Raw genomic sequence first — 14,148 nt, forward strand, 5'->3', positions numbered from 1 at the left:
AACGGATGGCTTTCGACACAACCTGAGGCTTTCCGGAACGAGGTCTTGCGACGCTCCATCCTGCTGCGTTTCGCGCCTGATGAGGTCATTTATCACTTCGGCGATGACCTTGGGGGGATCTATGGCCTTGTGAGCGGCGTCGTTGCAGTCAATACCGCCCCCCAAAGCAATGCTCCACAGTTGGTCCACATGGGCGTGCCTGGTGCCTGGACCGGCGAAGACAGCTATCTGATCCGCGAGCCGCGGCGGCTCGAACTGCGCGCAGTGATCGAGACCTGGGTGATGCATCTGCCCCTTGACCAGATGGCCCAGATGACCGCTGCCGATCCTACGGTCATTCGCAATTTCTGCCAGAATCTCCTGCACGGCGTCGGCGTGCTCATCAGGATCATCCACGATCTGCAGAAGCAGGATCCCGATCGCAGGATAGCCTCGGTGCTGCAGCGCATGACCTGGAGTAGCAAACAGGTCCTGTTGACGCAGACCGAGGTCGGCACGATGGCTTCAGTGTCACGCCGCCAAGTCAATGCCGCCTTGAAGCGGTTTGCCGAGAACGGATGGCTGACGACCAATTATGGTTCGATCACAGTCTTGAATGCCGAAGCGTTACGGATCTTCGGAGATGATGATCGTCGCTGAGTTAAGCCGCAGAACAAGGTCCTGTTCCATTCTGACCAGGGCTCCCAATTCACCAGCACGGAAGCGGCAGCGTTCCTGAGGCACCACAATCTTGAGCCTTCGGAAAGCCTAGGAAAACTTCTAGCTTGAAGCCGTCGGGCACCTAGGCAACCGAGTCGTTCGGAATCCACTGAATGCAGAGACACGGATTGGCTCTGTCGAACGCGCCTTGTCAGGTACCGCGATCGTTTCCTGATATGTCACAAACCATAAGCGTCATGGCGATCTGCTTTTAGGAGGAGTCTGCCGCAGGTCATGCGGCACGCTATCGCAAAATTTTGCGATGGCGTAAGCAGTTTCTCGACGCCCGGCAAATGATCGCCCCGCTGCCGAGAGGAGCAAGAACACCGACTTTGGTTCACAGAGGATGCCGCTGGAAATCAGGCTTTGTAGTCCTATTGGCGGACGCGCAGGGATAGTGGCCCCGCGAGACGCATGTTGCGGTTGGCGATCTTGATGTGGATGGCGATCTCGTTCTGTTGCGCGGCGAAGTAGGTGCTACGGCATCCAGTTCACTACCACCGGCGCCGGCGGTTCGGCCGTTCCGCTAATCAAGGAGGCCATCGCAAACGGCCAACTCTTCCGCGCCCATGCCTTCGAATACGCCTGCGCCGCAAACGACATCGAACACCGCACGACCAAGGCAAGGCACCCCTGGGCCAACGGCCAGGTCGAAAGGATGAACCGGACCATCAATCATGCGATCGTCAGGCGCTTCTGCTATGAGAGCCACGACCACTCCGCCACCACCTTGCCGACTTCGTCTCGGCCTACAATTTCGGCCGCAGGCTCAAGAACCTCAAAGCCTCACGCCTACGAATTCATCTGCAAGAGATCGCTTTCCCAGCCCGAACGATTCTCTCTCGACCCGCTCCAGCAAATGCCGGGACTAAACATCTAGCAACTCACTTGGCGATGACTGAGAACACGATCGCGATTGTCGCGATCCAGACAGCGGGGAACAAGGACAGCTCCGTGCCGATTTCATATTGTTGATGGGATCAGAACTCCCAAGACGAGACAAGATCGAGTGTTGTGATTGCGAAATCGCTCAAGTTGCGGGTTGCAAGACGGCCGCCATTCACCGATGCGATTGCCGCAATCATGCCATCGGGCGCTGACATTCCACGACCCTGACGGGTTGCCGTTTCCATAATCTGTCCGTAGGCGACAGCCGCTTCCTCTGTCAGGCCGAATATTCGATCCGCAAAGCGACGGCGCCAATCGGAAAGCCCCTGTTCCAGTCGGTCCGCGCGCTGATCGGGCCGTATTTTCTGAATGCCGAAGGCGATTTCTGCAATCGTCACAGTGGGGAGCGCCAGTTCGGCATCATGGCGAACAAGCCAAGCGACAACAGCATCGCTAGGAGACTTCTTCAGGGTTTCGGATATGACGTTTGTATCCAGAAAGATCACAGGTCGATACCTGTGTGCACTTGCCGGCCGTTCTTGATGATGGATTCGAGATCGATGTCCGTACCATAAGCAATTGCCAGCCGTGCGTAGAATGCTGACGCTGGCTCATGGCCCGCCTCCCTTACGTCATATGATTCGAGTGCCCGCTCGACGACATCGGCAATCGATCTGTTTTCCCTGCGGGCTAACCGATGAGCAAGATCGCGTGCCTTGGCGCTGCGAACTGACAGTTGGGGCTCGGCCATTGTGGTCTCCTTTGCGGCGCTAGCAGCGGTTGCTAGCAAGATGGCAGCTGCCGGCTTGCCGTCAAGGATTAGTCCATTCTCGTCCGCGCAACACCAGCCAAACTTGCGCTGCTTCCTCTTCGCGTTCGTGGATGAACACGGCCTCAGTGGGAATCTTTGGGCACGTCCTTGCCGCGGTAGCCACGCAGGAAGTCAAAATCCGCGCCGGTGTCCGCGCCGGTCACGTGCTTGTGGTAAAGCATGGCGTAACCACCTTTCGGTTGCTTTACCGGACTGCTCCATATTGCTAGCCGGCGCTCGATCTCGGCTTGCGAGATGTCGAGATGCAGGCGCCGGTTCGGCACGTCGAGTTCGATGAAATCGCCATCCTGCACAATCGCGAAGGGGCCGCCTGCCGCGGCTTCAGGGCTGGTATGAAGAATCACCGTGCCGTAGGCAGTACCAGACATGCGCGCATCTGAGATGCGCACCATGTCCGTGATTCCCTTCTTAAGAATCTTCGACGGCAGGCCCATGTTACCGACCTCGGCCATGCCGGGATAGCCGCGTGGCCCGCAGTTCTTGAGCACCATTACACAGGTCTCGTCGATATCCAGACCAGGATCGTCGATCTTCCTTTTGTAGTCGCCAATGTCCTCAAAAACCACCGCGCGACCGCGATGCACCATCAGTGAAGCCGTTGCCGCCGACGGCTTCAGCACCGCGCCATTTGGGGCCAGATTGCCCCGAAGCACAGCAATTCCACCTTGTGCCATCAATGCCTGGTCGACCGGGCGGATTACATCCGTGTTCCAGTTGGACGCGTCCTTGACTTCATCCCATACAGTCTCACCGGAAACAGTCAGCGCATCCTTGTCGAGCAGACCGCCTTCGCCCAGGGTCTTGAGGACAACGGGCAGGCCCCCGGCATAGAAGAATTCCTCCATGAGGTATTTGCCGGACGGCATTAGATTGACGATGGTCGGCACGTCTCGCCCGAGCCTGTCCCAGTCGTCGAGCGTCAGATCGACTTCGGTACGGCCGGCCAACGCCAATAGATGGACTACTGCGTTCGTCGAACCACCGATAGCGCCATTGCAGCGAATGGCATTCTCAAAGGCAGCCCTTGTCAGTACGTCGGACGGCTTCAAGTCGTCCTTGACCATCTGGACGATACGGCGGCCTGTTAGCTGCGCCATCACGCGGCGGCGGCTATCAACGGCCGGGATGGCAGCATTGCCTGACAGAGCCATGCCCAGCGCTTCGGCCATCGAAGCCATGGTCGACGCCGTGCCCATGGTGTTGCACGATCCCGGAGAGCGGCTCATGGCCTGTTCTGCTTCGAGGAAATCGGCCTGGCTCATAGCCCCGGCCTTTATCGCCTCCGACATCTGCCATAGTGCGGTTCCAGAGCCGATGCGTTCGTTTCGGAACCAGCCGTTCAGCATCGGCCCACCGGTCACCACGATCGCAGGAATGTCGACCGATGCGGCCCCCATCAACAGCGCTGGAGTGGTCTTGTCGCAGCCGACCATCAGTACCACGCCGTCGAGCGGGTTTGCCCGTAACGCCTCTTCGACATCCATGGAGGCGAGGTTGCGATACATCATTGCCGTTGGACGCAGCGCGCTTTCGCCCGTCGAGAAGACCGGAAATTCCAGTGGAAGGCCGCCGGCTTCGTAGATGCCGTGTTTTACGCGTTGCGCCAGATCGCGCAGATGCGCATTGCAGGGCGTCAACTCCGACCAGGTGTTGCAGATGCCGATAACTGGCCGGCCGTCGAACAGATCCGCCGGCAATCCTTGGTTCTTCATCCAAGACCGGTGATAGATGTGGTCGCGCGACGTGCCCCCGAACCATTCAGTCGAGCGCAGCTTGCGAGGCCATTGCGCCGGCACGAATTTTGTTGGTTGCGGCTTGGAATGTATTGTCACGCCGACGGTCCTCCTGGCGGATGTTTGCCAGTCACTTCAGACACCCTGTCGACGCCTTCCTGGATGACCTTGCGCATGGCCTGGCGGGCGGCCTCTGAGTTGCCCATTTCTATCGCTTCCGCGATCGCGCGGTGGCGCTGGACGGTGAGCTTGTGCTGTTCGGTGTTGGGGATAGGCGAACTGACCCTGAATGTCGCCGCCAAAGCTACTTCAATCAGCGCACTGATGGATCGCATGAATGGATTTTGCGAGGCTTCCGCAACTGTCACGTGAAACCGCAAGTCATAGTCGACGAAGTCCTGTCCCGATACTGTCGGCTCGCCCATTTTATCAACCCAGGTATAGATCTCGACAACCTGTTCGTCCGTGCGTCGCGATGCAGCGAGCGCTGCGGCTTCCGGCTCGAGCGCAAGGCGCATCTCAGAGAGGCTGAACAGGAACTTGGCATCGACAGCGCCGACCTCTGCATGCCACTGCAGGATGTCTGGATCGAAAAGGTTCCAGCTTTGCCGGGACAGGACGCGCGTGCCGATCTTCGCTTTCGGTTGCACCATTCCCTTCGCGGCAAGTGTTTTCAGGGCTTCGCGCATGACGGTGCGCGAAACTCCGTAAAATTGCTGCAACTCGCCATCGCGGGGCAGGATTGAGTTCTCGGCATAGACCGCCCCGACGATGCTGCGGCCGAGATCACCCATGACATGGCCGTGGAAACCTTTGGCCGGCAAGGTGCCGGTGATGCTGCTTTGAATCGAGCTCATGAAATGACGCCTCTCAATGTTCCCTTGCGGGCCGATAGGACAACCAATAGCCGCTGCAGGGCGATGAAGGCAAAGAGCAACAAGCCGACGACGATCTTCGTCCACCAGCTCGATAGCGTACCATCGAAGACAATATAGGTCTGGATAATCCCTTGGATGATCACACCGATGAACGTGCCTGCCACCAGGCCAACGCCACCGGTCAGTAGTGTGCCTCCAATGACAACGGCTGCGATCGTGTCGAGTTCGACGCCGACGGCCGAAAGCGAATATCCAGCCGAAGTGTAGAGGGAAAAAACAACGCCAGCGAGGCCGGACAAAAACCCCGACAGCGCATAGATGCCAATAGTTGTGCGCGCCACCGGCACGCCCATTAGTTCGGCTGAGACCTTGTTGCCGCCGATCGCGTAGACACAGGAGCCGAAGCGCGTGAAATGCGCAAGCATGATGCCAGCGACAAAGACCAGCACCATTAGCCCGCCGATGAAAGTGATGCGCCCGCCGCCTGGCATGCGCAGGTATAGCCCCGAAAGTGTCGAGTAGAATTCATGCTTGATCGGAATGGATTCCGTGGTGATGACGAAGGCCATGCCGCGGGCCAGAAACATGCCCGCAAGTGTGACGATGAAGGCCGGTACGTCCAGATAGTGGATGACGGCACCCATCGCCGCGCCGAATGCCGTGGCGATTACCAGCGCGATGAAAAAAGCCGCCAGCGGGTGAACACCATACCAGCCGATCAGCACGGCGATCAGAACGCCCGTAAAACCGATGACCGATCCGACGGAGAGATCGATACCTCCGGACAGGATGACGAAAGTCATGCCGACTGCTGCAATGCCTAGGAAGGCGTTGTCAGTGAGCAGATTGCCCAGCACTCGCGTCGACAACATGTTGGGAAACTGGAACACGCACACAGCATAAGCCAGTACGCAGATAACCACCGTGGCGTAGAAAGGCAGGAGACGCGACGACATCATTTCGCACCAGCCTTTTTCGGCGCCAGCTCTGCCCTTACCCACCAACCGAAGCCGGACAGTGAGGCCGACTGCGCCAGCAGGATCATGATGATCACGCAGGCCTTTACGATCAGATTGTATTCCGGCGGAAAACCGGAGATCAGAATGCCCGTGTTCATGGACTGGATAATGATAGCGCCGAGCACCGACATAAGGATGGAGAAGCGCCCACCAAGCAGCGATGTTCCGCCAATGACTACGGCAAGGATCGCATCGAGCTCCAACCAAAGACCAGCATTGTTGGCATCGGCGCCGCGGATATCGGCGGCCACGATGATGCCCGCCAATGCTGCGCAGAAACCGCAGAATGTGTAGACGAGAATCAGCAGACCCCGACTGTTGATGCCGGCGTAGCTCGATGCCGAACGATTCACGCCAATCGACTCGATAAGCAGTCCGAGCGCGGTCCGCCGGATGACGAACACGCCCAGAAATGCCAGTACAGCCGCAATCACCACCGGCATCGGCATGCCGAGAAAAGACCCGGTACCAACGAAGATAAGGCCGGGCTCGACGAACGTTACGATGACGCCTTCGGTAATGAGCTGCGCAATGCCGCGACCAGCTACCATCAGGATCAGCGTCGCAACGATCGGCTGTAAATCCAGCACCGCCACCAGCAAGCCATTCAGCAACCCGCAGGCAATGCCGGTGGCAAGTGCTGCAGTGAGTACTATCGGCAATGCGTGGCCGTCGACGGTCATCGTGGCGGCTACAGCGCCGGCCATCGCCATCACAGCGCCAACGGAAAGATCAACGCCTTTTGAGGCAATGACCGGTGTCATGCCGATTGCAAGGATGGCGACAGGGGCACCGCGATTCAATACGTCGATCAGACTGCCGAACAGCCGACCATCCTGGAGGCGCATTTCGAAGAAGCCGGGGAATGCCATCCAGTTGAAGAACAGAATGATTGCCAAGCATGTAACCTGTGGCAACGCCTTGCGCAGGCCCGCAGGAAGCGCGTTCATTGCGCCGCTCCTTCCTGCGCGATGGCGCGCATGATATTGCCTGTCGAAATGTCGTTGCCCGTCAGCTCGCCTGCGTGCATGCGGTCGCGAAGTATGCGCACACGCGTCGAATAGGCGACAATCTCATCGATTTCCGACGAGATGACCAGCAGGGCCAGTCCATCGTCGCAAAGCCGGTTGATCAGTTCGATGATCTCGGCATGAGCGCCAACATCGATGCCGCGCGTAGGTTCATCGAGGATCAGGAACCGTGGCTGGGTTGCCAGCCAGCGCGCGAGGATCACCTTCTGCTGGTTGCCACCGGAAAGTAGTTTCACCGGTTTGTCGATGTTGGTGGTGCGGATGTCGAGCGCCTTGACGAAACGGTTAGCCAGGTCAGTCTGATCCCTGGTCGACATACGCTTGAGCCATCCTCGCCGCGCCTGGAGCGCGAGCGCGATATTTTCGCGAACTGAAAGATCGCCAATGATCCCCTCGGCCTTCCGGTCTTCTGGGCAGAGCCCGAAACCGAAGCGAATTGCAGCGCGGGGGGAGGCGATCTTGACCGGCCTGCCATCGATCTCGATCGAACCGCTGTCGGGCATGTCTATGCCAAACATCAGCCGCGCGGTTTCGGTCCGGCCGGACCCCAGAAGTCCCGCCACGCCAACCACCTCGCCAGCGCCAATCGTCAGGTCGAAGGGGGAAATCGAGCGAGCCCGTCCGAACTGGGCAAAGCCGATCTTGCGATCCGAAGCCGCCGGCGCGGGCCGCCGCCCATGTTCCGTTACAGCGGCTAGCGTGCGACCGAGCATCAACGAGACGAGCTCCACTTTCGGCAGCAGCTTACTGTCATGCGTGCCCATCAGCCTGCCGTTGCGCAGCACAGTAATCCGGTCGGAGACGGCATATACCTGGTTGAGGAAATGAGTGATGAAGACGATGCCGATGCCGCGGGCCCGCAACTTTCGCATCACAGTAAAAAGCAGTTCGACTTCATGCCTGTCGAGGCTGGCTGTCGGCTCGTCAAGAACAAGTACGGAGCCCGACATGTCGACGGCACGAGCAATCGCGATCAGTTGCTGTACCGCTACGGAAAAGCTGGAGAGCTGTGCACTGACGTCGATATTGATGTCATATTGGGCAAGTAGTGCAGTGGCCTGCCGACGCATGGTTCTTGCGTCCACGAGTCCGAACCTTCTTGGCTGGCGGCCGATGTAAAGGTTCTCCGCCACGGTGAGGTTCGGCAGGAGATTGACCTCCTGGTAGACTGTGCCGATGCCAAGCTGCTGGGCATGCAGTGTGTCCCGTACCGCAATCGGCTCGCCCTTGAGCTCGATGACCCCGCTGTCGGCCTTCACGACGCCGGTCAGTACTTTGATCAGGGTCGATTTACCGGCGCCATTCTCGCCAAGAAGGGCGTGGATTTCGCCGCTTCGGACTGAAAAATCGACACCGTCGAGTGCCTTGAAACCTAGGAAAGATTTGGAGACGTTCTTTGCGACGAGTAGCGGATCAGGTTCGCTCACGACTTCCTCCACGCGTGTCGGACGGCGAGCAGCCCCGTCCGATAGCTGTAACAGGGCTAGCCGGGCGCAGTACCGCGCCCGGCTAGTTTAATCGAAGTCAGTATCCGAGGCCTTTCTTCTCCTCGTAGACCTTCATGGGATTGTCGGCTTGCGTGTAGAGCTTCGATTCCGTGATGATCTGCTTCGGCGGTACTGTCCCGTCCTTCTTGAACGCTTCGAGCGCGTCAAAGGCCGGGCCAGCCATGTTCGGTGTCAGTTCGACCGTGGCGTTGGCTTCCTTGTCGGCCATCGCCTTGAAAATATCGGGCACGGCGTCGATCGACACGACTTTGATGTCAGTACCTGGTTTCAGGCCGGCTTCTTTGATCGCCTGGATTGCGCCTACCGCCATGTCGTCATTGTGGGCGTACAGGGCGCAAATGTTTTTGCCACCGTTTTCGGCCTTTAGGAAACCCTCCATGACTTCCTTGCCCTTTGCGCGGGTAAAGTCGCCAGTTTGGCTGCGGGTAATCTTGATATTTGCTGCGCCAGCAATCGCCTCTTCGAAGCCCTTCTTGCGATTGATGGCAGGTGACGAGCCCGTGGTGCCCTGCAGTTCAACCACATTACAGTCTTTGCCCGACACATCCTTGACCAGCCATTCGCCCGCGACCTTACCTTCAAGGACTTGATCAGAGGCCACCATTGTCATGTAAAGATCTGGAGAACCCTCGATACCACGATCGAGAAGGATGACCGGAATTGACGCATCTTTGGCTTCCTGAAGCACGGTGTCCCACCCGGTCGCCACCACCGGCGCGACCATGATCGCATCGACGCCCTGCGCGATGAAGCCACGGATCGCCTTGATCTGATTTTCCTGCTTTTGCTGCGCATCTGCGAACTTCAGGTCAACACCGCGCTTTTCGGCTTCTCGCTTGGTTACGCTGGTCTCGGCTGCCCGCCAGCCGGATTCCGAACCGATTTGCGAGAAACCAACCGTAAGGCCTGCAGCGTGCACGGCGCCTCCCAACGCCAATGCAGTGGCCGAACCTAGTAGCAAGGTCTTGAGAATTCTCGTCATTGACACCTCCCAGTAGACACAATCGCAGGCCAATCTGCGATCTGCGATATAGTCATATAGTATGATTTTTTGAAAAGGAAGATGTCGAGTCACTAGGGATCAAAGAATGCGCGGGCTCGCTTTTTTGGCATTCCCACCCAAACCGCACTTCAAGGTGGAACCCAATCGCAGGATTGGTCGTATGCGGAATAACAGCCAAATGACCTATACAATGATGGTGGCCATGGCGGTTGTGGTGGTGGCCTTGTTCGTCTTCGGCGTCGTTGACCGCGCGAACGAACCTGCATCTTTCGAGCAAGTCAGCGAACAGAGTTCAAACAAGCTCGCAAAGGGCAGCCGAGCGGCCACGCCCTTTTTCGTTTCCAGCGATCTTTCTGGCACCGACCGACGGCACGCTGGCTATCAGTGCGTTGTGGCTGGCGCGACCTTGGCGCTGGAACGCTTGGCGGATGTCGAGCGCTTGGCCGCAGTGGTTCGCCTCTTGGGCTTCGTCGGCGCCGAAGGCATGGGTTCGAAATCTGAGGGAACGCCGGCAATGAATTCTCGGCCGAAGCGATAGAATGCGTAGCCAACGGCTAACAGGGCGATAGTTCTTAACATGGCGGTCTCCTTTGCCTCTTCGAACGTCGGCTGGCGCCATATGGTTCCAGCCAGATAGGGACGGAGGGTCGCTACTATGACTTTTCTGGCGGAAAATCGTCACATCGTAGCCGACATTGATCCAGACAACGTTGGATCATTACGCGTTGCTGAGAAGAGCCGATCACGTTCTTGGTCCAATGGTGGTTGATTGTTGACCGCAGGAAAGCAGGAAAGGCAGCGATCGCGTCGGTATTGGCGACATAGTAGAGCTTATTGCCAATCAGGGTCATCCCATAGGCTTTGAAGCAAGGTGCTCCAAATTCGGCTTCCCATCTCCGTCAGCGTCAAGAAGGAGGGATATGCGGTTGGCGCTTTGGGTGGACGCTCCCGCTCGCTTCATTGCTGGGGATTGGTCCAGTGCCTGGCGGCCTCAAGATTTTGGATGTTTAGCAAGCTGCACACAACAGTCCGCGGGCGGCCACTCGTCTGCAAAAGCGATCCTGCTGTGCAGCGTGCTGGAACTGTTTTGCGGTTGCAGGCTTGTGCTGGTTCGGGGTGTTGCGATGCTCAACGATGGCGATCCAGTGAAGGCGGCACGATCAGCGTCGCTCAAATATGTCACCGATAGTGAGCCCGGCGTTCTGCGGCGGAGAATAGGAAGATCTTTTCGGTATACGTCGAACGGCAAGGCAGTGAGCATGGCCACACTTGGGCGCGTTGAAGCGCTCGCCATTCCTCCCGCATGGACTGACGCCTGGATATGCCCTGACCCGGATGGACACATTCAAGCGACCGGGCGCGATCAGCGGGGGCGGAAACAGTACGAGCATAACAATTATTCCGCTCATTCATGTATGAGCGTTTCTACAGGTTGCGCTCATACATATATGAGCAACATACGGCTAATGGCTCAGCGCGATACCTGCAATAGCGGCCAAAGGGTTGCGTAGGTCGATCTGTGGCGGGTGTGGAATTAGGGGGATGTCCAAAGTTCTGCTGACGGCGAAAGCTTTCGATCTGCTGATTTCGGTCCTTCGCAGGGTATTGCGAGCCGGGCAAAATGGAGCGGGTTTCATCGAAACGGTGCCGAAACGCGGCTATCGGTTTGTCGCGCCTATGGAGATGCTAAACGTGGTCGCACGCCTTGCGTTGCGGGCAGAGCCTGTGAGGATCGGTTTATCCGGCGAGATCGCCAGCCTCACCTCCAGCGACTTGAATTCGGACTTGTTTGCGCCCGCCCCGCCATTCTAAGACGCTCCCAGAGCCGCGCTTTTCCTGGCCATCGCGGCACTGGCGAATTCTTTCTGGCGGCGTGCTGATTGCTGTAGCCGCAATCGCTGCGACCATTATGCTCGACAACCAGGCGCAATTCCTGCCTTACTTCTGCATGGTTTCAGATTGTACCTCTGCCCATGCGCCAAAACTGTACCGCCAAGGTACCCATCGCACGATATCTCCCGCCGAAACCCTTGCGCGGGTTCGCCCCTTTCTAGCGGCTATGGGGATAACGCGGGTCGCCAACGTCACTGGTCTTGACCGCATCGGAATTCCGGTGGTGACCGTTGTCCGGCCGAACTCGCGTTCTGTCGCGGTTTCGCAAGGTAAGGGTATCACGCTCGACGCCGCGAAGGCCTCCGGCGTCATGGAAGCCATCGAGGGTTTCCATGCCGAGCGCATTGAAAAGCCGCTCAGGCTTGGCAGCCGAAACGAGCTTGCGGCAAGCCTTGATCTGGCAGACCTGGACGGCCTCGCCCGGCTTCACGAAAGTCACATTGACGGCGACCTGCCGATTTTGTGGATCGAGGGTTTCGACTGGATTGGCCAGCGATCGATCTGGTTGCCCTATGAGGTGGTTCACGCCAACTACACGCTGCCATCGGTCGGTCGCAGCGGAAGTTTCGTTGAAAGCACCAATGGCTTGGCCTCTGGCAACCACCTGTTGGAAGCCGTCGCTCACGGTATCGCCGAAGTCGTGGAACGCGACGCAACTACCTTGTGGAACTGGCTGTCGGACGCAAGCCGGCGCAAGACCCGACTCGATCTCGACTCCGTCGACGATGCCACTTGCTCGAGCTTAATCGAACGGTTGCGCAAGGCTGGCTTGTCCGTCGGCGTTTGGAACATCACGAGCGATGTCGGGGTGCCCTCCTTTTATTGCATGATTGTCGATGAACAGTTCAAGCTGGGCCATTCCGGCGCCGGAGCGGGCAGCCACCCCGCCCGCGAGATCGCCCTGTTGCGCGCGCTGACAGAAGCGGTTCAGGTGCGGACCAACTATATTACCGGGGCCCGAGACGACCTTCGGCGGGATGAATATGAACCGTCGGGACTGGCAGCAAAGCTCGCATGGGCGAGGCGCTTGATGAACGGAACGGGGAGCGTTGACTTCAGTCGCATACACTCCACTCAATTTGCTTCGCTTGGCGAGGATGTCGACTGGATGTTGGAGCGGCTCCAGGCAGTCGGTATTGGCCAGGTGATTTCGGTCGATCTTACGAAGCCGGAGTTCTGCGTGCCGGTGGCGCGGGTCGTCATTCCTGGGCTGGAAGGACCGGACGACCACGACGACTATTGTCCGGGGCCGCGGGCGCTTGCACTCGGCGGCAGGCGATCATGACATTCTTGGTCTTTGCGGGCCCCACGATTTCTGCCGCCGACATCACCGCGAAATTGGACGCCGTCGTGCTGCCGCCTGTGTCTATGGGTGATGTCTATCGATACGGCCGAACGCGACCGCGCGCGATAGGCATCATCGACGGCTATTTCGAGGGCGTGCCGTCGGTCTGGCACAAGGAGATATTGTGGGCGATCGACCAGGGCATCGCCGTGTTCGGCGCAGCCAGCATGGGAGCGCTACGCGCGGCGGAATTGCAAGCGTTCGGCATGCGTGGTGTCGGCACCATTTTCGAGGCCTTTCGCGACGGCCTGCTGGAAGACGACGATGAAGTGGCCATCCAGCACGGCCCGGCGGAGATTGGCTATCTCCCCTTATCGGAACCCATGGTCAATATCCGCGCAACCCTCGACCACGCTATACGGGAAGGCACGATCGAACGGCAGGTCTCGGAGACGCTTTCGGCAATGGCAAAGGCGACTTTCTATCCCGAGCGCCGGTGGCGAACGCTACTGGAACACGCGTCGGCGGAGGGCCTAAACAATGAGGCGCTAAAGGCCCTCGAAGCCTGGCTGCCGCAGGGCAGGGTCGATCAAAAGCGGTTGGACGCGCTGGTCATGCTCGAAGCCATGGAAGCGCTCAGGCGCGAAGGAGGTCGCCAAGGGGCGGCCGAGTATCGGTTGGAACGGACGACGATGTGGGCGCAAGCACTGCGCGACATCGAGGCTACGGAGATGCATTTAAGCGACGGGTCGGCGATCATCGACGAACTCAGGCATGATCCGCAACTGTTCAGAACGGTCAGGCGCAATGCCGCTGCAAGGCACTTTGCGGGACGTGCCGACCCCGGGGATCAAGGATCGGATGCCGCGCGCAATGCTGCAAGCGCCACGACACGGTTCCGCCGTGAAAGAAGGCTGTTCACCCAGGCCTCATTCGATCGGTGGCTCATCGACAACGACCTGGACAAACGCGGTTTCGAACTGATGATCGAAGGCGAGGCGCGATTGGCGGCGATCGAAGCCGGAACCGATCTCGGCCGCCATATGCTGGACGAGCTTCGCCTTGGCGATGCTTATGGCGAAATGGCCAAGCGCGCGCGGCGAAAGCACGACCTTCTGCACAGCCTAGGGATGCCAGACCCAACTCCTTCCCACACTGGCCTGACTGTCCTAGAATTACGGCGGTGGTTCTTCGACATGCGCCTCGGCCGTCGAATGCCGGCTGACCTAGCAGATTTCCTTGGGGAAGCAGGCTATCCGGATAAGGAGACCTTCGACCGCGTGATAGCTCGTGAGTACATATTCTGGAGCAGGGCTGCCGCTGACAGCAAACCGTCGGCGGAATGACTTGGCAGGAAGAGAGCAGGCGCCGTAGTCTTG

Annotated in this window: 14 protein-coding genes and 1 pseudogene; 7 read left to right on the forward strand and 8 right to left on the reverse strand. The window is 58.6% G+C overall.

Translation table 11 applies throughout. The features are described from left to right. Window positions 1–45: 45 nt before the first annotated feature. Window positions 46–639 (forward strand): Crp/Fnr family transcriptional regulator, encoded by a 594-nt coding sequence (locus AC1DLV_RS21630; RefSeq protein ID WP_476836236.1) that lies wholly within the window; start codon window positions 46–48, stop codon window positions 637–639. Window positions 640–1,267: 628 nt separating this feature from the next. Beyond that, window positions 1,268–1,579, forward strand: a pseudogene (locus tag AC1DLV_RS21635) (integrase core domain-containing protein); the annotation flags it as partial. Window positions 1,580–1,679: 100 nt separating this feature from the next. Here AC1DLV_RS21635 and AC1DLV_RS21640 read toward each other — a convergent pair. The 8 genes from AC1DLV_RS21640 to ytfQ form a co-directional block, all read right to left on the reverse strand. Next, window positions 1,680–2,093, reverse strand: coding sequence for a PIN domain-containing protein (locus AC1DLV_RS21640; protein WP_476801868.1), 414 nt, complete (start codon window positions 2,091–2,093; stop codon window positions 1,680–1,682). Further along, window positions 2,090–2,338: a type II toxin-antitoxin system VapB family antitoxin gene (locus AC1DLV_RS21645; protein ID WP_476801867.1), complete on the reverse strand. Its 249-nt coding sequence runs from the start codon at window positions 2,336–2,338 to the stop codon at window positions 2,090–2,092. Before AC1DLV_RS21645 ends, AC1DLV_RS21640 begins: the two co-directional genes overlap by 4 nt. Window positions 2,339–2,481: 143 nt before the next feature. After that, entirely contained in the window at window positions 2,482–4,251 is a 1,770-nt protein-coding gene (araD, locus tag AC1DLV_RS21650) for an L-arabinonate dehydratase (RefSeq protein WP_476801866.1), read from the reverse strand. Then, complete coding sequence (locus tag AC1DLV_RS21655) at window positions 4,248–4,946, reverse strand: FadR/GntR family transcriptional regulator (RefSeq protein WP_476836237.1); 699 nt, start codon at window positions 4,944–4,946, stop codon at window positions 4,248–4,250. The genes araD and AC1DLV_RS21655 overlap by 4 nt, the downstream gene beginning before the upstream one ends. A gap of 59 nt (window positions 4,947–5,005) precedes the next feature. Beyond that, window positions 5,006–5,986, reverse strand: a complete 981-nt coding sequence (gene yjfF, locus AC1DLV_RS21660; RefSeq protein WP_476801864.1) for a galactofuranose ABC transporter, permease protein YjfF — start codon at window positions 5,984–5,986, stop codon at window positions 5,006–5,008. Continuing rightward, a complete protein-coding gene (locus tag AC1DLV_RS21665) occupies window positions 5,986–6,999 on the reverse strand; it encodes an ABC transporter permease (protein ID WP_476801863.1) in 1,014 nt (337 codons plus the stop codon). Before AC1DLV_RS21665 ends, yjfF begins: the two co-directional genes overlap by 1 nt. Then, window positions 6,996–8,507, reverse strand: a complete 1,512-nt coding sequence (locus AC1DLV_RS21670) for a sugar ABC transporter ATP-binding protein (protein ID WP_476801862.1) — start codon at window positions 8,505–8,507, stop codon at window positions 6,996–6,998. The genes AC1DLV_RS21665 and AC1DLV_RS21670 overlap by 4 nt, the downstream gene beginning before the upstream one ends. A 97-nt stretch (window positions 8,508–8,604) precedes the next feature. Then, on the reverse strand, window positions 8,605–9,570 hold the full coding sequence (ytfQ, locus tag AC1DLV_RS21675; protein WP_476801861.1) for a galactofuranose ABC transporter, galactofuranose-binding protein YtfQ: 966 nt from the start codon (window positions 9,568–9,570) through the stop codon (window positions 8,605–8,607). Window positions 9,571–9,676: 106 nt separating this feature from the next. On the opposite strand from ytfQ, the gene AC1DLV_RS21680 reads away from it, so the two are divergent. The 5 genes from AC1DLV_RS21680 (at window position 9,677) to AC1DLV_RS21700 (ending at window position 14,115) form a co-directional block, all read left to right on the forward strand. Continuing rightward, on the forward strand, window positions 9,677–10,129 hold the full coding sequence (locus AC1DLV_RS21680; RefSeq protein WP_476801860.1) for a hypothetical protein: 453 nt from the start codon (window positions 9,677–9,679) through the stop codon (window positions 10,127–10,129). Between the two features lie 586 nt (window positions 10,130–10,715). Then, window positions 10,716–11,102, forward strand: a complete 387-nt coding sequence (locus AC1DLV_RS21685) for a hypothetical protein (protein WP_476836238.1) — start codon at window positions 10,716–10,718, stop codon at window positions 11,100–11,102. 31 nt (window positions 11,103–11,133) lie between these two features. After that, the gene (locus tag AC1DLV_RS21690; protein ID WP_476801858.1) at window positions 11,134–11,403 is read left to right on the forward strand and encodes a winged helix-turn-helix domain-containing protein; all 270 of its coding nucleotides are present in this window, start codon (window positions 11,134–11,136) and stop codon (window positions 11,401–11,403) included. Window positions 11,404–11,539: 136 nt separating this feature from the next. After that, the gene (locus AC1DLV_RS21695; protein WP_476836242.1) at window positions 11,540–12,769 is read left to right on the forward strand and encodes a YcaO-like family protein; all 1,230 of its coding nucleotides are present in this window, start codon (window positions 11,540–11,542) and stop codon (window positions 12,767–12,769) included. Beyond that, window positions 12,724–14,115, forward strand: a complete 1,392-nt coding sequence (locus AC1DLV_RS21700) for a TfuA-like protein (RefSeq protein WP_476836239.1) — start codon at window positions 12,724–12,726, stop codon at window positions 14,113–14,115. Before AC1DLV_RS21695 ends, AC1DLV_RS21700 begins: the two co-directional genes overlap by 46 nt. Window positions 14,116–14,148 lie beyond the last annotated feature (33 nt).

Source organism: Aminobacter sp. 01T433 (assembly GCF_056398585.1).

Bases quoted from the DNA above. Each gene is read 5' to 3' on its own strand.
- AC1DLV_RS21645 (WP_476801867.1), bottom strand. From the start codon at position 2,338: ATGGCCGAGCCCCAACTGTCAGTTCGCAGCGCCAAGGCACGCGATCTT.
- AC1DLV_RS21655 (WP_476836237.1), bottom strand. From the start codon at position 4,946: ATGGGTGATCTCGGCCGCAGCATCGTCGGGGCGGTCTATGCCGAGAAC.
- yjfF (WP_476801864.1), bottom strand. From the start codon at position 5,986: ATGTCGTCGCGTCTCCTGCCTTTCTACGCCACGGTGGTTATCTGCGTA.
- AC1DLV_RS21665 (WP_476801863.1), bottom strand. From the start codon at position 6,999: ATGAACGCGCTTCCTGCGGGCCTGCGCAAGGCGTTGCCACAGGTTACA.
- ytfQ (WP_476801861.1), bottom strand. From the start codon at position 9,570: ATGACGAGAATTCTCAAGACCTTGCTACTAGGTTCGGCCACTGCATTG.
- AC1DLV_RS21680 (WP_476801860.1), top strand. From the start codon at position 9,677: ATGCGCGGGCTCGCTTTTTTGGCATTCCCACCCAAACCGCACTTCAAG.
- AC1DLV_RS21685 (WP_476836238.1), top strand. From the start codon at position 10,716: ATGCTCAACGATGGCGATCCAGTGAAGGCGGCACGATCAGCGTCGCTC.
- AC1DLV_RS21690 (WP_476801858.1), top strand. From the start codon at position 11,134: ATGTCCAAAGTTCTGCTGACGGCGAAAGCTTTCGATCTGCTGATTTCG.
- AC1DLV_RS21695 (WP_476836242.1), top strand. From the start codon at position 11,540: ATGGTTTCAGATTGTACCTCTGCCCATGCGCCAAAACTGTACCGCCAA.